Source organism: Psychrobacter immobilis (assembly GCF_904846065.1).
Lineage (GTDB): Bacteria > Pseudomonadota > Gammaproteobacteria > Pseudomonadales > Moraxellaceae > Psychrobacter > Psychrobacter immobilis_H.
In genome coordinates, this window is record NZ_CAJGZV010000001.1 from 326413 (window position 1) to 347732 (window position 21320).

19 protein-coding genes and 4 tRNA genes are annotated in these 21320 nt (G+C 43.5%); 11 read left to right on the forward strand and 12 right to left on the reverse strand.

Annotation, left to right across the window (positions count from 1 at the left end):
* Positions 1-46 precede the first annotated feature (46 nt).
* The gene (gene ygfZ / locus JMW64_RS01405) at positions 47-820 is read right to left on the reverse strand and encodes a CAF17-like 4Fe-4S cluster assembly/insertion protein YgfZ (protein ID WP_109590736.1); all 774 of its coding nucleotides are present in this window, start codon (positions 818-820) and stop codon (positions 47-49) included.
* A gap of 326 nt (positions 821-1146) precedes the next feature.
* Between ygfZ and JMW64_RS01410 the strand changes: the two genes are divergently transcribed.
* The 3 genes from JMW64_RS01410 (at position 1147) to JMW64_RS01420 (ending at position 4943) form a co-directional block, all read left to right on the forward strand.
* Positions 1147-1500, forward strand: coding sequence for a zinc ribbon domain-containing protein YjdM (locus JMW64_RS01410; protein ID WP_055123598.1), 354 nt, complete (start codon positions 1147-1149; stop codon positions 1498-1500).
* 111 nt (positions 1501-1611) lie between these two features.
* The gene (hemL, locus tag JMW64_RS01415; protein ID WP_201554985.1) at positions 1612-2913 is read left to right on the forward strand and encodes a glutamate-1-semialdehyde 2,1-aminomutase; all 1302 of its coding nucleotides are present in this window, start codon (positions 1612-1614) and stop codon (positions 2911-2913) included.
* A gap of 281 nt (positions 2914-3194) precedes the next feature.
* The gene (locus JMW64_RS01420) at positions 3195-4943 is read left to right on the forward strand and encodes an AMP-binding protein (RefSeq protein WP_201552476.1); all 1749 of its coding nucleotides are present in this window, start codon (positions 3195-3197) and stop codon (positions 4941-4943) included.
* A gap of 19 nt (positions 4944-4962) precedes the next feature.
* Here JMW64_RS01420 and JMW64_RS01425 read toward each other — a convergent pair whose 3' ends face one another.
* On the reverse strand, positions 4963-5301 hold the full coding sequence (locus tag JMW64_RS01425; RefSeq protein ID WP_227676045.1) for a DUF962 domain-containing protein: 339 nt from the start codon (positions 5299-5301) through the stop codon (positions 4963-4965).
* A 471-nt stretch (positions 5302-5772) separates the two neighbouring features.
* Between JMW64_RS01425 and ppx the strand changes: the two genes are divergently transcribed.
* The 3 genes from ppx to tilS all read left to right on the forward strand — a co-directional run bounded on the left by ppx (position 5773) and on the right by tilS (position 10170).
* Positions 5773-7299, forward strand: coding sequence for an exopolyphosphatase (ppx, locus tag JMW64_RS01430; RefSeq protein WP_201552480.1), 1527 nt, complete (start codon positions 5773-5775; stop codon positions 7297-7299).
* Positions 7300-7525: 226 nt separating this feature from the next.
* On the forward strand, positions 7526-8329 hold the full coding sequence (locus tag JMW64_RS01435; RefSeq protein ID WP_201552481.1) for an acetyl-CoA carboxylase carboxyltransferase subunit alpha: 804 nt from the start codon (positions 7526-7528) through the stop codon (positions 8327-8329).
* Between the two features lie 230 nt (positions 8330-8559).
* The gene (gene tilS, locus JMW64_RS01440; protein ID WP_201552490.1) at positions 8560-10170 is read left to right on the forward strand and encodes a tRNA lysidine(34) synthetase TilS; all 1611 of its coding nucleotides are present in this window, start codon (positions 8560-8562) and stop codon (positions 10168-10170) included.
* A gap of 43 nt (positions 10171-10213) precedes the next feature.
* On the opposite strand, the gene JMW64_RS01445 is transcribed toward tilS, so the two are convergent.
* Positions 10214-10726, reverse strand: a complete 513-nt coding sequence (locus tag JMW64_RS01445; RefSeq protein WP_201552492.1) for a GNAT family N-acetyltransferase — start codon at positions 10724-10726, stop codon at positions 10214-10216.
* A gap of 218 nt (positions 10727-10944) precedes the next feature.
* On the opposite strand from JMW64_RS01445, the gene proC reads away from it, so the two are divergent.
* Both proC and JMW64_RS01455 read left to right on the forward strand, forming a co-directional pair.
* Positions 10945-11778: a pyrroline-5-carboxylate reductase gene (gene proC, locus JMW64_RS01450; RefSeq protein ID WP_198332257.1), complete on the forward strand. Its 834-nt coding sequence runs from the start codon at positions 10945-10947 to the stop codon at positions 11776-11778.
* Between the two features lie 152 nt (positions 11779-11930).
* Positions 11931-12500 (forward strand): YggT family protein, encoded by a 570-nt coding sequence (locus tag JMW64_RS01455; protein WP_060490268.1) that lies wholly within the window; start codon positions 11931-11933, stop codon positions 12498-12500.
* 102 nt (positions 12501-12602) lie between these two features.
* Here the strand turns inward: JMW64_RS01455 and JMW64_RS01460 are convergent, their stop codons facing one another.
* Positions 12603-13409, reverse strand: coding sequence for a hydroxymethylpyrimidine/phosphomethylpyrimidine kinase (locus tag JMW64_RS01460; protein WP_201552494.1), 807 nt, complete (start codon positions 13407-13409; stop codon positions 12603-12605).
* Positions 13410-13765: 356 nt separating this feature from the next.
* Here JMW64_RS01460 and JMW64_RS01465 point away from each other — a divergent pair.
* From JMW64_RS01465 to JMW64_RS01475, 3 genes are all read left to right on the forward strand, one after another.
* Positions 13766-13855: transfer RNA gene (locus JMW64_RS01465), tRNA-Ser, on the forward strand.
* 187 nt (positions 13856-14042) lie between these two features.
* Positions 14043-14119: transfer RNA gene (locus tag JMW64_RS01470), tRNA-Arg, on the forward strand.
* Between the two features lie 241 nt (positions 14120-14360).
* Complete coding sequence (locus JMW64_RS01475) at positions 14361-15014, forward strand: RDD family protein (protein ID WP_201552496.1); 654 nt, start codon at positions 14361-14363, stop codon at positions 15012-15014.
* A gap of 62 nt (positions 15015-15076) precedes the next feature.
* Here JMW64_RS01475 and JMW64_RS01480 read toward each other — a convergent pair whose 3' ends face one another.
* The 8 genes from JMW64_RS01480 to ispE all read right to left on the reverse strand — a co-directional run bounded on the left by JMW64_RS01480 (position 15077) and on the right by ispE (position 21309).
* Complete coding sequence (locus JMW64_RS01480; protein WP_055123587.1) at positions 15077-16057, reverse strand: calcium/sodium antiporter; 981 nt, start codon at positions 16055-16057, stop codon at positions 15077-15079.
* A gap of 294 nt (positions 16058-16351) precedes the next feature.
* A complete protein-coding gene (gene panD, locus JMW64_RS01485) occupies positions 16352-16732 on the reverse strand; it encodes an aspartate 1-decarboxylase (protein WP_045443274.1) in 381 nt (126 codons plus the stop codon).
* A gap of 100 nt (positions 16733-16832) precedes the next feature.
* Positions 16833-17414: an aminoacyl-tRNA hydrolase gene (gene pth, locus JMW64_RS01490; RefSeq protein ID WP_045443276.1), complete on the reverse strand. Its 582-nt coding sequence runs from the start codon at positions 17412-17414 to the stop codon at positions 16833-16835.
* A 196-nt stretch (positions 17415-17610) separates the two neighbouring features.
* Positions 17611-18285 (reverse strand): 50S ribosomal protein L25/general stress protein Ctc, encoded by a 675-nt coding sequence (locus tag JMW64_RS01495; protein WP_045443278.1) that lies wholly within the window; start codon positions 18283-18285, stop codon positions 17611-17613.
* 422 nt (positions 18286-18707) lie between these two features.
* Positions 18708-19655: a ribose-phosphate pyrophosphokinase gene (locus tag JMW64_RS01500; RefSeq protein WP_201552498.1), complete on the reverse strand. Its 948-nt coding sequence runs from the start codon at positions 19653-19655 to the stop codon at positions 18708-18710.
* A gap of 110 nt (positions 19656-19765) precedes the next feature.
* Positions 19766-19841 (reverse strand) — tRNA-Gln (locus JMW64_RS01505).
* A 244-nt stretch (positions 19842-20085) separates the two neighbouring features.
* Positions 20086-20161 (reverse strand) — tRNA-Gln (locus JMW64_RS01510).
* Between the two features lie 167 nt (positions 20162-20328).
* Positions 20329-21309, reverse strand: a complete 981-nt coding sequence (ispE, locus tag JMW64_RS01515; RefSeq protein ID WP_201552500.1) for a 4-(cytidine 5'-diphospho)-2-C-methyl-D-erythritol kinase — start codon at positions 21307-21309, stop codon at positions 20329-20331.
* Positions 21310-21320: the final 11 nt, after the last annotated feature.

Genomic DNA, 21320 nt, shown 5'->3' on the forward strand with positions numbered 1-21320 from the left:
ATGTTTTGACGAGTGCTGCTTATTACGCGTCACTCATCATATCGCACTATTTTTGGCGCGCAACATCGGCTTGCAGCGCTTGCGGTAAGTCTAATATAGTAAGCTCACTATCGGCTAAATGCTCTGGACGGGCAACGACCAATGCTTTAAAACCATTACCATTAATAGTGTCATCGGCAATCGCATTAACCACCTGAATTTTTTCTAGCTTGTCACCGGCTGCTGGCACGTCACCTGCGCCGCTGACATAATGTAAAAACGCTTTTGGCGCTGCCTTAAAATAAATACGGGCAATCACTTCTTGACCAAGATAGCAGCCTTTATCATAGTCCATACCGCCGCGCTGATGCAGACGCAGCTCTTGTGGCTGAAACAGACCTTGGGTTGCAGCAACTATCCAATAGTTGCCAATGGCAAGACTCTCTTGCATCCACGCTTGGGTATCGGTTGGCTTATTGTGGTCTTCTTGATGGCTAAAGGTTGGCACGTCATCAAGCACGCAAGGATAAATGGGCGCGGGCGCACTGGTGTCAAATTTTGAAAAGGCACCGAACTTTTTTAAATGGGCTTGAAAAGCCTCAGCGCAATCGGCACTGATAACCACATCATAATGCTTTTCAGCTTGTTTTTTTATCCATAAACCAAAATCAATGCGACCTTTTAAATTGCTAAGCGCCGTTGCTTGATAACTGAGTCCGAGCTTGGTGACATCAGAGGTTAGCTGACCCTGCAAGAATTTTTCTGCATCTTCACCTTGAATCGTTAGTTGAACAAATTGTGGCAATGTTGATGAGAGGGTCGATACGTTTGATTGAGTCATTATTATTATCCTATTCATAAGTCGCTATCGTTATCAGTAGCCATAGCCTCAGATATTGTGGTGAATACTGAGTTGTTAAAGTAATTGCTAAAGTAAATATTGAGGTTTTTACCATCTAAAGATATATGGCCATCAAACCAAATTTAGTTAAAGCAGAGTACCACAAAACACTGTGTGATAAAAAACGTCCGCTGTAAGACATGAGCGAATCTATCAATTAGTCACAGCACCGCATTTACGAGCGAAGCGATTGGTTAAAGCTGGCGAGTTACGGTACAATGTTAGCTCTAGAATACACCCAATTTATCACGGCTGACGAGGAAATTATGAGCTTACCCAATTGCCCAAAATGCGATGCTGAATATACGTACGAAGATGGTGCGTTACTGGTATGTCCCATGTGTGCTCATGAATGGACTGCGGCTGAAACCGATGCGGCACAAGCTGAAGAGCAAGACGCGGTCATTCGTGATGCGGTCGGTAATGAGCTGCAAGATGGCGATACCGTCACCGTGATTAAAGACTTAAAAGTCAAAGGTTCATCGATTGTTATTAAAGTCGGTACTAAAGCAAAAGGTATTCGCCTGCTGCCCGATGCCTCTGATGGTCATGATATTGACTGTAAACTTGATGGTTTTGGCCCAATGAAGCTTAAATCATCTGTTGTTAAAAAAGCATAAATTATTAAATGTGCTTTAAAAATCTGCTAAGCATTAACAACAAGCCGCAAAGTTATTTTTAATAAAATAAGACAGAACCAATATTAAAGAAATAATAAGTAGAGAATAATGATGAGCACTAAAAACGAACAGCTATTTGCGCAAGCCCGAAAACATATTCCTGGCGGCGTAAACTCGCCAGTCCGTGCCTTTGCTGGTGTCGGTGGCACGCCTATTTTTATGCACCGTGCTAACGGCAGCAAAATTTATGATACCGAAGACAATGCTTATATCGATTATGTCGGCTCTTGGGGTCCAATGATTTTGGGTCATGCGCACCCTAAAGTGATTGATGCGGTCAAAAAAGCAGCGGATGATGGTTTAAGTTTTGGTACGCCAACGCCGTTTGAAACGACTGTTGCCGATAAAATTTGCGAAATTGTCCCAAGCGTTGAGATGATTCGTATGACCAGCTCCGGTACAGAAGCGACCATGAGTGCAATTCGTCTGGCTCGTGGCTATACCCAGCGTGACAAAATCGTTAAGTTTGAAGGCTGCTATCATGGGCATTCAGACAGCTTATTGGTAAAAGCAGGTTCGGGCATGCTAGATATTGGCGAGCCAACATCAAAAGGTGTGCCAGCTGATTTTGCTAAGCACACCATTACGATTCCTTATAATGACCCACAAGCGATTAAAGATTGCTTTGAGAAATGGGGCGAAGAAGTCGCTTGCGTGATCTTAGAACCGATCGCTGGCAACATGAATATGGTCATTCCGACCCAAGAATTCCATGATACCTTGCGTGCAGAATGTACTGCCAACGGTTCAGTGCTGATCTTTGATGAAGTGATGACGGGCTTCCGTGTCGGACTGGGCGGCGCACAAGCATACTTCGGTATTGATCCTGATTTGACCTGCTTTGGTAAAATCATCGGTGCAGGTTTGCCAGTTGGTGCTTTCGGTGGTAAAAAAGAAGTGATGTCTTGCATTGCGCCACTCGGCGGCGTCTACCAAGCCGGCACATTGTCAGGTAATCCACTGGCAATGCGTGCGGGTATCGCGATGTTTGAAGACTTAACCGTAGATGGCTTTTATGCTGAGTTAGCAGCGAAAGTTGATCGTCTAGTAGGCGGTTTTCAAGCGGCAGCTGACAAACATGGCATCAACATGCGTACCAATAAATTGGGCGGTATGTTTGGCATGTTCTTTGTTAAAGACAATGAAACTGACACGCCAAAGAACTTCGATGACGTGACAGAGTGTGATATGACGGTGTTTAATACGTTCTTCCATGGCATGTTGGATCGCGGTATTTATCTGGCACCGTCTGCTTATGAAGCAGGCTTTATGTCAATTAAACACAGCAATGAAGATATTGATGCGTCGATTAAAGCCGCTGACGAAATTTTTGCAGAAATGGCAAAAGCGTAACTGTTTGTTCAGGACCTTGTTTATTTAAGACCTTGTTTATTTAAGATCTGTTTAAAATGTATGTACTTACAAGAACCAGTATGAGAGATCATGCTGGTTTTTTTGTGCCCAATATTTATCCTTTTCTGATTTTCACTATGAAAGATAAAGATTTTCTGACGATGATTGCATAAACTAAAAAACTAGGACGAAGACAATTCCTTCTTTGGGTGATTGCAAAATAAACAATAAATTATGCTATTCTGAGATGAATCAAGACAATTGAGCAAGGACGCCAACTGATGACTACAAGCACTAATGATATGCCTAGCAGTAATACGCCACCGTTATGGCAAGCCTCATATGAGAAATATGGAATAAGAAATAATTTAGATGTATTAGAGAACAAGCACAACCTGCTAGATTTATTGCAACCCAAAATAGATCAGCATAGTGATTCTGTGGCTTTTAGTATGGGGCCCGCCACCCTTACCTTTGCACAATTGGATATTGCCAGCCGCCGCTTTGCTGCTTTTTTGCAAGCACAAGGAATCAGCAAAGGCGACCGTGTTGCTGTGCAATTACCCAATATATTGCAGTATGCCGTGGTGTTACTTGGTTGTCTGCGAGCAGGCGCGGTATTGGTGAATGTCAATCCGATGTATACCCATTATGAATTGGCACATCAGCTGACGGATGCTCAAGCTAGTGTGCTGATTGTCCTCGATGGTATGACCTCTGCTTACGATCAGTTAGATGATGCAGTCAAAGCGCAACTGTCATTGGTTGTACATTGTTCCGTCAATCCGAATGCTGCACCTGCTGATAACGATATTGCCTTGCTTACCCAACTTGAACCGTCGACCGATACTACTCGTCAATTCAATCAAACCAACCAAACCACAGCCGATAATGCTGCAAAAAATATCTCAGAGCAGAATATAAGCTTTGCCCATATTATGAGTGCATACCACGCTGAGCAATATCAGCCTGTTACTATTGAGCGTGAAGATTTAGCTTTATTGCAATATACGGGTGGCACGACCGGCAAGCCAAAAGGTGCGATGCTCACGCATTACAATGTCATGGCCAATGTCTGTCAGTGTTATGCGATGTTTGGTCATGCGATTGAAGCGGGTCGTAGCGAGCAGATTAAAATACTCAATCCGTTGCCGCTCTATCATATCTTCTCATTTACCGTTTGCGGCTTACTAGGCATTTATGGTGGCTGGGAAGATATACTGGTCACCAATCCGCGTGATATCGATGGATTAGTCAATACCATCGAGCAGCATCGTCCGCATGTCATTCCTTCGGTTAATACCTTATTTATTGGTATGCTGCATCATCCAAAGTTTGCCAACCTTGATTTTAGTCGCTTGGCACTATCTATCGGTGGCGGCACCGCAATTATCAAAGCGGTATCTGATCAGTGGCAACAAGTCACTGGTATGATTATCAATGAAGGTTACGGCATGTCCGAAACTGCACCAGTTATCTCTTTTAACCCACCTGGTATAGATCGTTTCAACGGTAGCGTTGGTCTGCCCCTTGCGATGATGAATATTAAAATCATTGATGAACAGGGTGCAACTTGTGCAATAGGTACACGGGGCGAGGTTTGTATTAAAGGCCCGCAGGTCATGCGTGGTTACTGGCAACGAGACAATGCAGATACTTTTACAAAGGATGGCTACTTTAAATCAGGTGATATTGGTGTGCTAGATAAACATGGATTTTTGACGCTGGTGGATCGCAAAAAAGACATGATACTGGTTTCAGGATTTAACGTCTATCCAAACGAAGTGGAAGCGGCATTGACAGAGCATCCGAAAGTACTTGAAGTCGCGGTGGTTGGTATTGCAGATGAGCACAGCGGTGAAGTACCCAAGGCGTTTGTGGTTAAAAAGGATTTGAGCCTAACGGTAGAAGAGTTACAAAGCTTCGCAAGCGAGCGTTTAACAGGTTATAAACGCCCGCAGTCATACGAGTTTATCGATGAATTGCCCAAAACCGCGGTAGGAAAAATATTACGTAAGTCTTTACGTTAGTTGGGCTAGGGGCGAGTTATTATCGTCCGATTTTATCAAATTTACGGTCTTTTAAGCTGAGTCTACCGCGTAGGACATCACTGTACATACGAAAGTCGCTAGCAAAGCTTTTTAGCGGGAATTTGAACGAGGCAGGTTTGTTTTTTTCAAAGAAAAAATGACCGACCCAAGCGCAAGCATATCCAGCAGCGATGCCTTTAAGTAATGGTTTTGGCGAAGCGGTTTTGACCGACTTTGCGAGTCCCAATAAGCCAAAGCTACTACCGGCGAAATGTAAGCGGCGGCAAGCCATGTTTTGATGTTCAGCTAAATAGAAGTCATAAAATTTCTGCTTTGTTGGGCTGACGGTTGTCATCATGTTTTTTTTAGTATTGCTGACCGCTTGAGCATCAGCGTTTTTGGTAGTGTTTTGTGTGGTCGTTTGATTCATTTGTTCAGCTTCCTTGCCAATCGTTTATTGAGTATAGGCATTAGGGCGATTCATTAGGGGGCTTTCTGTTTTAATAAAGCGGCTGGCGCTCATTAAGTGACTGTTATTTATTATAATATTGGTCGTTTTTAATGTAGCAAAACGCTATCCTTAACACAAGCAATGGATATTTATGGCGCATTTGTTATTTTGTTGATGATGCGCTTGCTGCTTAATTAGCATTTGGGTCACTTGCCAGTGTTTGGCATAAATGCTTTAATGGCGAAAATTGCGTCAAATACGTGAGCCGCTTTGCGTGAATGGCTCTATTTGGTGCAGCTATGATGTTTATATGACTCAATCGTCTAATTTTTAGCCCATATCCTCCCCCTTTTATCCAACACGGTAACGATTCCTCTTATGCCTATTGACTACCTTACAAATCCGCCGCTTGCTGATGATGAAATGATGGCAGCCATTGATATCGGTTCCAATAGTTTTCATCTGGCCATTGCGCGTCTTGACCATGGTGAGGTGCGAAAAGTCGTTTCTATGTCTGAAAAAGTCCAGCTTGCCGCAGGCTTGGACGAGAATAATATCTTAAGTGCGGCAGCTGCACAGCGAGGTCTCGACTGTTTGAGCCGATTTGTGGCGCGTTTGGATTCGGTACCACCCGAACGCATTCGCGTGGTTGCGACCAATGCTTTACGCCAAGCCAAAAATGCCAATGACTTTATTGCCCGTGCCAATAAAATATTGCCGAAACCCATTGAGATTATCGCGGGACGAGAAGAGGCGCGCTTGATTTATTTGGGCGTCTCACACACCAATGCCAGTAGTGATAAGCGTTTGGTCATCGATATTGGTGGCGGTTCGACAGAGTTTATCATTGGTCAAGAGTTCGATCCGCTATTGACCGAGAGTTTGCAGATGGGCTGTGTCGCCTTTACCCAGAAGTACTTTGCCGATGGTCAAATCACGAAAGAAGCCTTTAATAATGCGATATCAGCCGCTCGCAAAGAAGTGTTAGCGATTCAGGGTCGTTATCAAAAATTGGGCTGGAGTAGTGTGGTTGGCTCGAGTGGGACGATTAAAGCGGTACGTAATGTGCTGGTATCTAAGGGCTGGGCTGATGAGCAAGAGCGCATCACTTATAAAGGTGTCAAAAAGTTAGAGAAGCTATTGCTTAAAATTGGCAACGTCGATGACATCGATTTAGAAGGCGTTAAGGAACATCGCAAAGCCGTCTTCCCAGCAGGCGTTGCGGTACTGCGTGCGGTCATGAAAGTGCTGGGTGTCGATACCATTACTTACTCAGATGGTGCACTACGTGAAGGTGTGATGTACGACATGCTTGGACGCTTTGCTAGCGAAGATGTTCGTGACCGCAGTGTGCTGGCGCTGATTAAGCGTTATTCAGGGGACAAAAAACAAGCCAAACAAGTGGTGAAAACCAGTCGTCATTTATTTGAGCAAGTGAAGGAGAAGCTCGCCCTTACCAATGATGATTGTGATTTACTCAGACGTGCGGCTTTCTTGCATGAGATAGGATTGGCAATCAGTCATAGTAGTTATCATAAGCACAGCGCGTATTTGCTTGAGTATTCTGATATTCCAGGATTCTCACAAGTCGATCAAAAGCGCATGGCACAGCTGATGCTCAATCATCGTCGTAAGCTCAAGGCTGATATGTTAGAGCAGACCTGTAATGTTGGTGGTAATCAGCTCGTTTATCTTTGCCTGTTGCTACGTTTGGCTGTACTGGCGCATCACAGCCGCAGCGATTATGAATTACCAGAATTACAGTTACAAGCCATGGACGATCATTGCTGGCAAATCACCGTTGCCAATAGCAGTGAGCATTACGCTTTCTTATTGCCGGATCTGCATACTGAGATTGAGCAGTTTGCCAAATGGGGCGTGACGCTGAGCGTGGTTGAGGGCTAGACAGCCCTGCTTTGCACTGACGATCAACATGATGCCGTTACTATTGTAATGAGTATGCTATAGATTAACGTAACAAAAGCGGCTTTGTCAGTAATGTCATGCCATTTAAGATGTGCTACTATAGCCTCTATTGAGTTTACAACTGTACTTTCATTATCTAAAAATCGATAACGATATTATTCTTAAACATAAATACATTAAGTATAATTATTAAAGGGAAGCGTCTATGAGCACTGTCTGGGATAGTGTGCAGCTTGCACGGCACGCCAAGCGTCCATTATTTATGGACTATGTTAATCAGTTGTTTACCGAATTCGATGAGCTGCACGGTGACCGTGCTTTTGCCGATGACAAAGCCATTCTTGGTGGTCTGGCGCGTTTTGATGATCAGCCTGTGATGGTAATTGGTCAACATCGCGGTCGCAGTACCCGTGAGCGTATTGCCCATAACTTTGGCATGGCCAATCCTGAAGGCTACCGCAAAGTGATTCGTTTGGTCAAAATGGCTGAGCGCTTTAATATCCCTGTGATGACCTTTGTCGATACTCAAGGCGCTTATCCGGGTATTGGCGCGGAAGAACGCGGACAAGCGCAAGCCATTGCAGAAAGTATCGCCGTTTTTTCTAGCCTAAAAGTGCCTATTATCGTGACTATCATCGGTGAAGGCGGCTCAGGTGGGGCGTTGGCAATTGGTGTTGGTGACAAAGTCAATATGCTACAAAATAGTATTTATTCGGTTATCTCTCCGGAAGGCTGTGCCTCTATCCTGTGGAAAACAGCTGAAAAAGCACAAGACGCTAGTGAAGCCTTGAAATTAAATGCGATTAATTTATATCAAATGGGGCTGATTGATGCCGTCATTGAAGAAGGTGAAGGCGCACATATCAAGCCGCAACCAGTCATGATCGCCTTGAAAGCACTTATTGCTGAGCAGTTAGATGAGATTAAAGATTTAGACGCACACGCGCGTTGTGAGCTACGTTATGAGAAGCTGAAAACCTTTAACTCAGAAGTGATGTTGCCTGCTTAATTGGTCGCTATGACATCTCTGTTACTAAGCTTCTATTCATGGACACAAAGCTTTTCATATTAGAGACTGAGTCTTAATGCTAAAATAAAAACGTGTCATTTTATGGCGCGTTTTTTTGTGGCTGTTAATATAGGTGCTAACTGACGCTGTAACTGATGTAGTAGCTGACGTATAAGCTGATTCATTTATATGTCAATTCATGTATGCATGCTAAATAAATAAGGCTGATTATGACCAGCAGTGCAATCCTCTCGCATCCTATGAAGCCAATCGCAGACTTGCCTGTCGATGCCGATCTGGCACAAGCATTATTGAGCAGTATGGCTGAATATGGTGAACAGCTGCACGGTCGACGGCTTTGGCTGGCGTGTAGTGGTGGTCGTGATTCATTAGCATTGGCTGCGCTGTGTGTGCAGCTCTATCGCCAAGGTAAGTTGCCATTTTTGCCGCAATTGCTGCATGTCAATCATGGTTTGCAAGCAGATAGTGACACTTGGGCGACACATGTTGCTAACTGGGCAGCAGTGCAGCAGATACCGTGTCGGATTTTACGTGCGCAAGTGAATGGTCATGATGAGCAAGCCGCAAGGCAGGCTCGTTATGATGTCATGCGAGCGCAACTCAATCAAGATGATGTATTGCTCTTAGCGCATCATGCCGATGATCAAGCAGAGACGGTGCTGATGCGGCTGATACAAGGCGCTGGGGTGAATGGTCTGTCGGGTATGCAGCCGTGGCGTATCCAAACGCAAGGCACACAGCGTATGGCATTATGGCGACCTTGGCTGACGGTCAAACGCGCCAATATCAGCAATTATGCTCAGCGCCTAAAGCTCCCTTATATCGATGACCCAACCAATGATGCTGGCGATAATGTACGTAGTGGGCTACGCCTCGACATCATGCCAGTATTGGCAACCTATAATTCCAATGTCATTGACAATATCGCCCGTAGCGCACAGCTATTGCGTGATGCCCAATTAATAATCAATGCACAAGCGGCAGAAGATTTACAGCAGATAGAGGTAGCATCATTACAGCTATCGTCTGCCCAGCGTGTGCTAAATATAGACAAGCTACAAGCATTACCCATTTATCGTCAGCGGCAACTATTGCATCATTGGCTCGGTCAAGATGAACCGTTACCGCCTGCTAAGCAGCTGGTCGATGATGTATTTATGCTAAGCCAACGTGAAGATCCTGATCACCAAACGGCGCTTTTTTGGCAAGCTCGCAAGCAGTCCTATACGATTTGCCGCTACCGTCAGCAGCTTTATCGTCTCAGCAGCGATTGGTTGACATGGCTTGAGTTGCCGCTTACCAAACAGATTCAACCCTTATCTGATTTTGTTGTGGCTGATGCTGATTCAGAGGCTGCCCAGTCTGTATCAGTTACCTTACGCAGGGATAGTAAATTTACTTGGCAAGCACAAATGATGCCAAATGCCTTGGCAGAGCTATTAGACAGCGACCAAGATGGTGATGAGAAGTTTGAGATTACCTTCGCACCATTAGGTCGTCAGCAGCGTGTGCAAACTGCCTTGGCATCACGTCCACAAGCGGGCAAGAAGCTATATCAAACGCTTGGTGTACCTGTATGGTTGCGCGAGAGTTTGGTGGTGGTCAGTGCCGTTGCCGTATCCGTACAGCAGGATAAAGAGTGGCCATTATTACTGGTATCACCTTTTGAGAGCTGGATACTAGGGACGAGTAGGTCGCTAATAGACACGATAGACAATACTGGTGTTTTAGACAGTGCTATTAGAGGGAATGTTATTAGAAATAGTGCTATTAAAAACAATGTTATTAGAAACAGTCTAAGCATCAATAACGCTTTTTAATATTTGTAACCTAAATATTTTAGGAGGTTTAGGTTATCTAGGGCTAGGGCATTAGGTCAACAAGTTTTCTAACCATTTTGATATCTATTATTGGCATGCTTTTGTAGCATTCTTCACTCTTTTCGCCATTAGCTACAAAGCCAAATTTTTGATAGAAATCAATAGCAGCCACATTATTTTCTAATACCCATAAATAAAAATGGGCATGGATATGAGATTCTAAGAGGGCTTGTAATGATGCTGTCATTAATTGAGTGCCTATACCCAATCCTTGATAGTCGGGCAAAACATACAACGTGGTAATTTCATAATTTTTATTATTAATGAAGTAGCCAATAAACCCCAAATTATTATTATGAACATCATATGCTATCCAGACAATAACATCAGGATGCGCTATTAACTCCTGCCACATTTTTGTTTTATTACATAAGTTGTTTTTATCATTGATGTAGGACGCTGGTAGCAAATCTAAATAGGCGGCATGCCAACTTTTGAAGTGAATGTTAGCAATGTTTGCATAATCCTTTGGGTTAGCTTTACGAATGAAAAACATATTACTCTCCGTCACTGATTTTATATAATGCCCTTGTTAATTTAACCGTTTGGTTGAGCAATAGTCCATGGCAATTCAGTGGTTCGATGAAGCTTACAACCGGGTTAGATGCCGTCAATTTATCAAACGATGCCAGTAGCAGTATGGTAAACTGAGTGTCATTTTACCTATCATTATGTTAGTTTGAGTACCTTTGGATTTTTGAATAGGAGACATGTATGTCAGTATTAGATAATAAGAAAATCAGCTTTATCGGTGGCGGAAATATGGCGCAGGCTTTGATTAGCGGGCTTGTTAGCTGCGGTGTCAAACCGAGTTTAATTACCGTTGCTGATCCTAGCAGTGAAGCGCGCGCGCAATTGGCTGCTAAAGGACTGAATACGGTTGATCCAACTGCTGATGCAAAAGCTGCCATTATCGATGCTGACATTGTGGTGCTGGCGGTCAAGCCGCAAGTGATGAAAGCGGTAGTCAGTAGCTTTGCGGATGTCTTAGACAAGCAGTTGGTAATTTCAGTGGCAGCAGGTTTGTCGACTGAGCTTTTATCTGACATGTTGGGTGGCTATGACAATATCGTCCGTGCGATGCCAAATACCCCTGCAATGATTCAAATGGGCGCAACGGGTCTGTACGGTACTGATAATATTTCTGCTGAACAAAAGCAGTTAGCAACGGCGGTGATGGAAGCATCAGGATTGGTCATGTGGGTCGATAATGAAGAACACATGCATGCGGTAACCGCCGTATCAGGATCAGCGCCAGCGTATATGTTTTACTTCATTGAATCCATGATTGACGGGGCAGTGGCTTTAGGTTTGGATAAAGAGCAGGCTTCAGCGCTCGCTATGCAAACCATGCTAGGCGCGGCAAAAATGGCGATGAATAGTGAGGATGCACCTGCCGAATTGCGTCGCAAGGTCACCTCGCCAAATGGGACAACCCAAGCCGCTGTTGAGTCAATGCAAGCCAATGATATCGGTGGTCAAATCGTTGAGGCTATGCAGGCCTGCTATGACCGTAGCCAAGCCTTGAGTGAAGAGATGAGTAAATAATCATCCATATCTCAGGCGCGTTATTTGCTAAAAGCGAATGACGCGCCTGAGCACCAATATTAAGCACCAATACTAAGCACCAATACCAAGCACCTAGCAATGACAGTCGTCATCCCAAAACCTGTTAATAATGTCACATTGAGTAGCACTTCATGAACAACATGTTATTTCAAATCTTTGATTTGGTCACCACCTTCGCCATGATGTTGGTGTTTATTCGCTTTATGCTGCAATTTGCAGGGATGGATGCCAGCAACCCCATGATTGCGCCTGCTTATAAAGCGACGCACATTGTCGACGTGTTTGGGCGTATTTTTCCAACCGTTGGGCAAGGGCGTATCAGTATTGCGGCTATCGTCCTGATGTTTTTGATTCGTTTGATCGATATCTCTGGAAAAGCAGCACTGACACATAAAGGTATCGCTCCTGTACCGTTATTTTTTACTGGTACTATCAGCTTGGTATTAGACTTTTTACGTATGTGTCGCTATCTCGTCATTGGTTCCATCATTGTCAGCTGGATTGTGGTATTTACCCAATCTCAGCATCCGATTATTGGTATCATTGTCAATCTAGCGGAGCCAATCTTGGCACCATTTCGTCGAATCACACCAAACTTGGGTATGATTGATTTATCACCAATGGTCGCCTTCATTGCTTTTATTTTGCTTGAGATGTTTATTGGTGGCTTTGCCGCGAGCTTCATGCCGATGTTGGGTTGAGCTGGATTAATGGTCACTTGAAAGCCGCTATCTAAAATTACCAATAGCTATCTAAAAAAGGGCGTTCTATGAGATATAGAGCGCCCTTTTTTTATTAATTATTTAGAGGTTATGCTGAAAGTCTATAAAACGATTGGGTATCAATTGGGCTTGGTCATTATTAGGGTGCGGTGCATCAGCGGCACGCAGCGTCTGGGTAATCCAGCTGTCTGCTGCCTTTACTGCATCGATAAGCGCATCACCCATTGCTAAGCGCCCAGCGATAAAGCTGGCAAGCGAACAGCCAGATCCATGAAATTCGCCCGTTAAGCGCGGCAAGGTGCTTTTATGTACCATCTCACCCTTTATGTATAAATACTGCTCTATATCGCCGCTATCAAAGTCATGTGAGGTCTTTACCAATACGGCATAGGTGCCTTGGGCGCATAGTTTTTGCGCGCCAATATGTAAGTCTTGCTCACCGCTTAATGCGCGTAGCTCATGAGTATTCGGTGTGATAAGGGTCGCGTATGGTAACAGCTCTCTAAATGCGCTAACGAGCGTCTTTTCATCGCCCAAACTGCCACCACTATTGGCAACCAATACGGGATCTAATACAAATGGCGTATCAGTGGTGATAAGGCGCTCGGCAAACAATTGAGTCAGCATAGCGATATTATCAGTCGTACCCAACATACCTGACTTAATAGCTGCAACAGGCAAATCATCGAGCACTGCGGTGGCCTGATCCTTTACCAAATTTGCTGCACAAGCTTCAAAACCAAAGACTTGCTGCGAGTTTTGTATGGTAATAGCTGTACAAGCAATGGCAGCATGCGCACCTGCTTGACCGATGGCTTCTATATCCGCTTGTAATCCAGCGCCGCCTGAGGGGTCTAATCCTGAAAAACACAGTACCACTGGTCGCATAAAAATTCCTTTGACATAATCTAAAATGAGTAATAAATACTATAGACACCCACTGCTAAAAAAGCCATAGTAGGTGAGAGATGGTATATAAACAATCCATCCATCAATTAATCAATTAACAACAACCCAGAGCGTGCTGACCAACTTAAACATCGTTTTTACTGGTTTTTATTGATATTTGAGCTGCTTAAGAGGCTATGAAACAATATAAACAAATAAATATGATAAAAACTGCATTAAATTTGTAGACAGTGCTTGCAATTCGTTTTGGCTTTGCTATAATACTCGCCCACGGGATAAGACGTATTATCAGCAATAATACTATTTTTTAGAACTTAAAAAGTCTTACGTCGTTTGGTGAAGTGGGTGAGTGGCTGAAACCAGTTCCCTGCTAAGGAACCATACGTTTGCGCGTATCGAGGGTTCGAATCCCTCCTTCACCTCCATTTATTCGGTTTTTAGTAGAGTAGTGACGCGATATAAAAGCGTTAATAATCTTCTGTTTTATTAAAGCAAAAAATAATTTGATTTTAATAAAAAAAGATGTTGACACAAGCGAAATTATCTATATAATAACCAACCTAATTTGCTGCAATTGTTTCTTAACAACGCAGTAAATGATGTGCAAAGTACGCGCTTGTAGCTCAGTTGGATAGAGCACTTGGCTACGAACTAAGGGGTCGGGAGTTCGAATCTCTCCAAGCGCACCATTTGCATCATCACTTCTTTAACCCAGTTAAAGAAACCTTAAAATAATCGCCTGTCTTATGACAATTTGGCGATTTTTTTATGTCTGTAATTTCTGTGTGATAGACTTATGAGCTGATGAGTCATACGACATGGTTATACCACATTGTTATATGACTTACGGCATCTTAGGATAATGTACGATAAGACAGTGAATTACGGTACAATAGAGCCACTATTCACTGCTTGCTATGAGCTTGTACCATGTCAAAAAGTTTACCTAAACGACCTACCAAATCTTATGCTAAAACTAAAGCATCAGCACGCCATGCCTCTGAAAGTGAAGAGCTAGCGATTGCTAAACCTGGCACCCGTATGGCAGCCATTCTCTATGATGGCATGTTAATTTTAGCGTTGTTGTTTTTGGTCGGTACCCTGCTAACCGTGATTGGTACACTTATCACGATGGAGACGGGTAGCGAGTCGTCACAAGCGCAGTCGCTGCCAACGTGGTATCAAAACGTGATTATGACGCCGTCTTTTATACTGACGTTAGTAGGATTCTATGGGATATTTTGGCGTCGCGGTGGACAGACATTAGGTATGCAGACTTGGCGGTTAAAGACGGTCAATAGTAATGGTCATTTGCTAACGTGGGGACAGTCATTTAAGCGGATTTTAGCGGCCAGTATCATGCCAGTTATATTTGGTATCATTGGTAGTGTCATCGATGGCTCGCGTGCTGTTTTATTGACCAGTGCCTTTTTGGGCTTTGTCTTTAACTATGCTTTTTGCCTCTTTAACCCACGTGGTCTCGCAGTGCAAGATATGCTATCGAATACCATTACCTTAAAAATGCCAAAAACAGAGAATGAAGGACTATGGCGGGTGATTAGAAATCGCAAGCAAGGAAAATAAACCACATTATCATCGCCATAGTCTGTTCATACATTTTGAGGTCTGTTAATACACTCTGAGCGTTACAGGTTAACAGTTTGTATTAGCCATAAAGTATAGCCGACAAAGAATAAGACCAAAGTTGACCCAGAAGTGCGACCGAATGGACGCTTACTCATAAAGGCAAACCCGCACAATACCAAGAGTAATAAGGTGACCAATCCCATCGCCACTATATCGCGTGATAAGATGATTGGACTGACTGTGATTGGCGCTATAAGCGCTGCGAGACCAACGACGCCCAAGGTGTTAAATATATTAGAGCCAATAATATTACCCAGTGCCATGTCGTGTTCGCCTTTACGGGCAGCTGATAAGCTCGATACCAGCTCAGGTAACGATGTCCCCACAGCAACAATCGTCAATCCAATCACCAGTTCGCTAACGCCCCACAGCGTTGCCAATTCTACTGCACCCCAAACTATAGCCCGCGAGCTAATGACCAGTAAAAGCATGCCGATAACTAAGCTGATGAGTCCCCGTGTTAAGGTTTGCTCGATGTGTTCAGCATCAACGCTTTCTGCTATGGGTTCTCCTTCGTGCTCATGGTTGCCTTCACGTAAGCTTAGTACAATCTGAATGCCTAAAGTCACCACCAGCAGTGCTATCAACACAATACCATCTGCTTGGTCTAATTGCCCATCACGCAGCTGCCATGCGGCGACCATAGTAATCAATACCAATAGAGGTAAATCACGCTTGATGATGCCCTTACGAATGATAATAGGGCTAATCAATACGGTTGCGCCCAGTACCAGCGCAATATTGATGATATTTGAGCCATAAGCGTTGCCTAATGCCAAATCAGGGCTGCCTTCTAGTGCCGCCAATACCGACACGACCATCTCAGGGGCGGATGTACCGACACCCAAAATCAACACACCTATTAAGAAACTGGGAACGTTGAATTTTTTTGCTAAGGCAGTGGCGCCATCAACAAAAAGGTCTGCACTCCAAACAAGAATAGCTAGTCCGATCAATACTGCAATAACTGCCAACCACATCAGTTTGTTTCCTTATTAGTGTTAATACCAAACCTAAAAATACGCTTAGCCGTGTCAAATTCATTTAGCTTAAAAACATAGCGCTGACATTTATTTTTCTGACGACTTTATCTTTTAAGAGTGGTATAAAATGTGAATTTGCCATATAAAAATGGCATAAAAAAAGCTGAATCAGAATGGAGATTCAGCTCTCATATTAGCATAGCGGTTTTGGTTGGATAATAAGAATAACTTCAACAGCTTAGTCGATTATTTATCCTTGCTTTATCCAAAAATCTTCGGTGTTCTGGTGCTTTAAGCCACTTGTACCGGAATGATGTTTGCTGTGTCTTTTACGGTGTTATCTTCGTTGCAATACACCAGTTTTGGTTGGTAGGTTGCCGCTTCTACTTCATCAAAATGAGCATAGGCACAGATGATAACGATGTCGCCTAAATCTGCCATGTGAGCCGCCGCACCATTTAGCGAGATGATACCAGAACCCGCTTCAGCGCGGATAGCGTAGGTGCGAAAGCGCTTGCCATTGGTCACATTGTAGATATCGATAGACTCATTTTCGCGCAGACCAGCAAGATCCAATAAATCACCATCGATACCGCATGAGCCTTCGTAATGAAGTTCGGCATGGGTGACGCGAGCACGGTGTAATTTGCATTTAAGCATATTAAGTAGCATAGGTTGCTTCCTTAGCGTAACTGAGATTAATGATTCAAATCAAAAGGTTAATGGGGGATAACTTGCTAAAATAAAAGGCTATTATGGTTAAAGCATGATTTTATTCTGGCAGTTTGAAGCCATTAATTTGTGAACGTGCTTTTTCAATATCGCCATTTAGTAATAATGGTAGCGCCTCAAACGCTGCTGTCAGAGCGCTATCAATGGCAATCTGTTCATCGGGCGCAGCTTTTGAGAGCACATGACCACTAACTTTAGACTTATGACCAGGATGACCAATACCAATACGCAAACGATGGAAGTCGTTGCCGATATGAGGGGTGATATCACGCAGACCATTATGACCGCCATGACCACCATTCGTCTTAAGCTTGATACTGCCAGCTGGAATATCGAGCTCATCATGAGCAATCAGTAACTCATCATTTTCAATGCCATAAAATTTCACCATCGGCACCACTGACTGACCAGACTTATTCATAAAGGTGAGCGGCATCAATAGACGTACGTCATGCCCATGAATCTGCCCACGTCCTGTGATTCCATGAAACTTTTTATCATGAGAGAGGGTAATGTTGAACTGCTGAGCCAAGTGATGGACAAACCAAAACCCTGCATTATGACGTGTAAACATATACTGCTGACCAGGATTACCAAGACCGACAATAAGCTTTATGGCCATAAAAACACCCTGCTTAAATTGAATAAATGAGGCATAAGGTTTGCGATTATGCTATTTATTCATAGCATATCCGTTATTTTTCAAACCTTACTTACAAAAACAGCAGGAGATATTTATCACCTGCTGTTTTTTGACTAAACAAACCTTGTATTACATAGCAGACGCTAGGTTGCGTGCTCTATGTAACCGTGGTTTATTATTCGCCGTCTTTGTCTTCAGTGCCTTGCTCAGTAGCAGGTACGTCAGCAGCATCAACTTCTTCAGCGTCTGCGTCAACTTCTTCAACCGTTGGTGGCTGCATGTTAACGATAGTACGGTCGTGAGCATCTTCCATGTCAAGATCAAAGATGATAACGCCTTCAGGTAGTTTGATGTCTGATAGACGGAATAGATCACCAATTTCCATACCTGATACGTCAATTTCTAGGTATTCAGGTAATTGTGATGGTAGGCAAACGATTTCGATATCAGATACTAGCGTTGATAGAACACCACCAGCTTTAGTACCAGGCGCTTCTTCACGACCAGCAAAATGCACAGGAACGTTCATGTTGATTTTCTGACCTTTCACAACGCGCTGGAAATCAGCATGCATTGGGAAGCCTTTAGCTGGATGGCGTTGCAAGTCTTTGATAACCGCTTGATGCTCTACGCCATCAACATTGATTGTCAAAATGTGTGAGAAGAACGCTTCGAATTCAAGTGACTTTACTAGCTCGTTGATCTTGATTGAGATAGACGTTGGCTCTTCGTTACCACCATAGATGATAGCAGGAACTAGATTCTGCTTACGTAGGCGGCGGCTCGCACCTTTACCTTGTTGCTCAGCAGAACGATCAACAGCGTTTAGTTCAAAATGATTAATGCTCATGGATATAATCCTATAAAAAGAATGATGAAGTGTCTGGTCATAAAAAAGTGGATTTGCGACCAATCCACTAATACGTGATGATAGCTAACATTTATGATTGCTAATAAAATTCACAATTGCTAAATGTAACCATTTGCTCATCATAACGATTTTTTGGATAGTCATTATCATGACAATCGTTACTTTTGGGCATGATCAGCACTTTTGAGAATGCCAACCTAATTAAATCGAACAAATGGTTGGCACAGGCGCGCATTATACGTGATTTTGTAGTAATAATAAAGACCTACGCAAAATGACTGTGCAGCGCCAATAGGCAAAAAAAGCGTCAAGTAAAGATACTTGACGCTTTTTTTTAAACTTAAGCAGTGTTTTATAACGAGCATTGCCAACAGAAAGTAGAGCAAGTGCTCATTAAAAATCTAAGCGTCAAACATGGCGCTGATAGATTCTTCGTTATTGATACGGCGTAAGCTTTCAGCAAGCATCGGTGCGATACTCACTTGGCGGATTTTGCTACAGGCTTTTGCTGCTTCAGACAATGGAATCGTATCGGTAACAACGACTTCGTCTAGCGCAGATTTGCTGATATTTTGTAGTGCGTTGCCTGATAAGACAGGGTGCGTAATATAAGCCAATACGCGACGTGCACCGTTTGCTTTCAATGCTTCAGCTGCTTTACATAGCGTACCTGCGGTATCAACCATGTCATCAACGATGACGCAATCACGGTCACGAACATCGCCGATGATGTGCATGACTTGCGACTCATTGGCACGGGCACGGCGTTTATCGATAATCGCCATGTCAGTATCGCCCAACTGTTTAGCCATAGCACGCGCACGCACCACGCCGCCTACATCAGGTGAAACAACCATGATGTTGTCGTAATCTTGTTTTTGTAGGTCATTCAATAGCACAGGCGTGCCGTAGATATTGTCTACAGGAATGTCAAAGAAACCTTGAATTTGGTCTGAGTGCAAATCAACAGTCATCACCCGATCGATACTAACGATATTGAGCATATCAGCAACGACTTTAGCAGAGATAGGCACACGAGCAGAACGTGGACGACGGTCTTGACGAGCATAACCAAAATACGGCATGACTGCTGTAATGCGACCCGCACTAGAGCGACGCAGCGCATCGGCCATCATCATGATTTCCATCAAATTGTCATTGGTTGGTGCACAAGTTGGCTGCATGATAAACACGTCTTTACCGCGCACGTGTTCTTTGATTTCTACGGCGATTTCGCCATCAGAAAAACGCGTGATGTCAGCTTTACCAAGAGGTATATGGAGATGATCGGCTACGGTTTTTGCTAATTCAGGGTGGGCATTACCCGTAAAAATCGCCAAATAAGGCATGACAGAAGTCCTATTGATTGACTCAAGCAGCGACCGCTAAGCAGTGTCAAACTGCTCAAATTCAGAAAAGAGTGGTGAAAAGTTTTGATGACTACTATTACAGTAAAAAATGGCAGGGGTAGCTGGACTCGAACCAACGGATGTCAGGATCAAAACCTGATGCCTTACCAACTTGGCTATACCCCTGTAATGTCTAGGCTGTGTACGTCGATATCTAATAGCAACTTTTAATAAAAGTCATTGTTAGAATAGCGTCACGACCTGTTCGCTATATTGTAAACGGATAAACCATTTAAAACATAACTGTTCCCTAGCGGTGTCCATTGCGAACTATACCGAAACTGGGATAACGTTGTCAACGTCAATAAGATAAGCGGCTATTTATAAACCACCTATGATCACTGCATATCAAACGCTTCGTACTAAAAAATGGCAGGGGTAGCTGGACTCGAACCAACGGATGTCAGGATCAAAACCTGATGCCTTACCAACTTGGCTATACCCCTATTGAGGCGACCTATTATAATTAAATTTTCAGAATTTGCAAGTCATTTGCGCCTTTTTATGGCTTTTATTGAAAAATAGGTCAAGAACAAAATGAATATTGGGTCAATAAAACGCTTTACGCTGTATTTATAATCATTTTATCTTCGTACTACAGCTCAAACCTAACTTATAGATTACGAACTAAATAGGCAGCACAAGGCGCCTCTTCAATCCACTTTGCTAAAAGTGCTTTGTCAGTAGCCACGCTTACACCCAAAGGCAAAAACACCGCGCTACCAGAGCCCGTCATTCGTGCTGTGCCGAGTGCTTGCGCCTCTAACCCTTGTAAGTAACGTAATGCTTCGCTGACGGCAGGAGCAAGACTGGTCACCACTGGCGTAAAGACATTGTGATAGGGCGTGTTTAAATGTTGTACATAGTCAGCTTGTTTATGTTTAATTGTCTCAACCGATAGCACAGCGATATCACGTTGTAATTTAGGATGCGCGAACAGCTGGGCAGTATTAACGTGAGCATTGGGCGTCAATACTAAATACTGCTGGTCGGGCAACTTGATTGCGGTTAACTGCTCTCCAATACCCATAGCAATCGCATTTTGCCCAAAGATAAAAATCGGCACATCTGCGCCAATAGTGGCAGCAATTTTTATAAGCGTATCTTGATCAAAATTAAGCTGCCAAATTTCATTAAGTATCATCAATGTCGTTGCGGCATTGGATGAGCCGCCACCCAAGCCTGCACCCATCGGCAAATGCTTATCTAAAGCGATATGCACTTGTGCTAACTGCTCAGGTAGAGTATTTGACTGTATGGCAGCCGCTAGCAATACACGCGCTGCTTTAAAAATCAAGTTGTCTTCTATATCGGCAGTTATAGTCTCTGCACCAGCCAATATTAGAAGTTGATGACAGAGATTATTGGCATCTAGTTCACTATTTGCCGTAGATTCACTATCTACTGTAAAAATTACGGCTTCATCTATGACTGAAAAATGCAAATAATCGCCCCAATCAAGCAGGCGAAACACGGTTTGCAAATTATGATAACCATCAGCACGCTTACCTGTGATATGCAAAAACAGATTAATCTTTGCCGGTGATAAGCGGGTGATGGTGGAAGTAGGCGTAGCGGCTAGGTTTTTAATCATAATGTTTGGTT

Coding starts and splice junctions, on each gene's coding strand:
- proC (WP_198332257.1), top strand. CDS start 10,945: ATGTCAGTATTAGATAATAAGAAAATCAGCTTTATCGGTGGCGGAAAT.
- tilS (WP_201552490.1), top strand. CDS start 8,560: ATGACCAGCAGTGCAATCCTCTCGCATCCTATGAAGCCAATCGCAGAC.
- JMW64_RS01410 (WP_055123598.1), top strand. CDS start 1,147: ATGAGCTTACCCAATTGCCCAAAATGCGATGCTGAATATACGTACGAA.
- JMW64_RS01495 (WP_045443278.1), bottom strand. CDS start 18,285: ATGAGCATTAATCATTTTGAACTAAACGCTGTTGATCGTTCTGCTGAG.
- hemL (WP_201554985.1), top strand. CDS start 1,612: ATGAGCACTAAAAACGAACAGCTATTTGCGCAAGCCCGAAAACATATT.
- JMW64_RS01425 (WP_227676045.1), bottom strand. CDS start 5,301: ATGATGACAACCGTCAGCCCAACAAAGCAGAAATTTTATGACTTCTAT.
- ygfZ (WP_109590736.1), bottom strand. CDS start 820: ATGACTCAATCAAACGTATCGACCCTCTCATCAACATTGCCACAATTT.
- JMW64_RS01460 (WP_201552494.1), bottom strand. CDS start 13,409: ATGCGACCAGTGGTACTGTGTTTTTCAGGATTAGACCCCTCAGGCGGC.
- JMW64_RS01420 (WP_201552476.1), top strand. CDS start 3,195: ATGACTACAAGCACTAATGATATGCCTAGCAGTAATACGCCACCGTTA.
- JMW64_RS01455 (WP_060490268.1), top strand. CDS start 11,931: ATGAACAACATGTTATTTCAAATCTTTGATTTGGTCACCACCTTCGCC.
- JMW64_RS01445 (WP_201552492.1), bottom strand. CDS start 10,726: ATGTTTTTCATTCGTAAAGCTAACCCAAAGGATTATGCAAACATTGCT.
- ispE (WP_201552500.1), bottom strand. CDS start 21,309: ATGATTAAAAACCTAGCCGCTACGCCTACTTCCACCATCACCCGCTTA.
- ppx (WP_201552480.1), top strand. CDS start 5,773: ATGCCTATTGACTACCTTACAAATCCGCCGCTTGCTGATGATGAAATG.
- JMW64_RS01475 (WP_201552496.1), top strand. CDS start 14,361: ATGTCAAAAAGTTTACCTAAACGACCTACCAAATCTTATGCTAAAACT.
- pth (WP_045443276.1), bottom strand. CDS start 17,414: ATGGCCATAAAGCTTATTGTCGGTCTTGGTAATCCTGGTCAGCAGTAT.
- JMW64_RS01435 (WP_201552481.1), top strand. CDS start 7,526: ATGAGCACTGTCTGGGATAGTGTGCAGCTTGCACGGCACGCCAAGCGT.
- JMW64_RS01480 (WP_055123587.1), bottom strand. CDS start 16,057: ATGTGGTTGGCAGTTATTGCAGTATTGATCGGACTAGCTATTCTTGTT.
- JMW64_RS01500 (WP_201552498.1), bottom strand. CDS start 19,655: ATGCCTTATTTGGCGATTTTTACGGGTAATGCCCACCCTGAATTAGCA.
- panD (WP_045443274.1), bottom strand. CDS start 16,732: ATGCTACTTAATATGCTTAAATGCAAATTACACCGTGCTCGCGTCACC.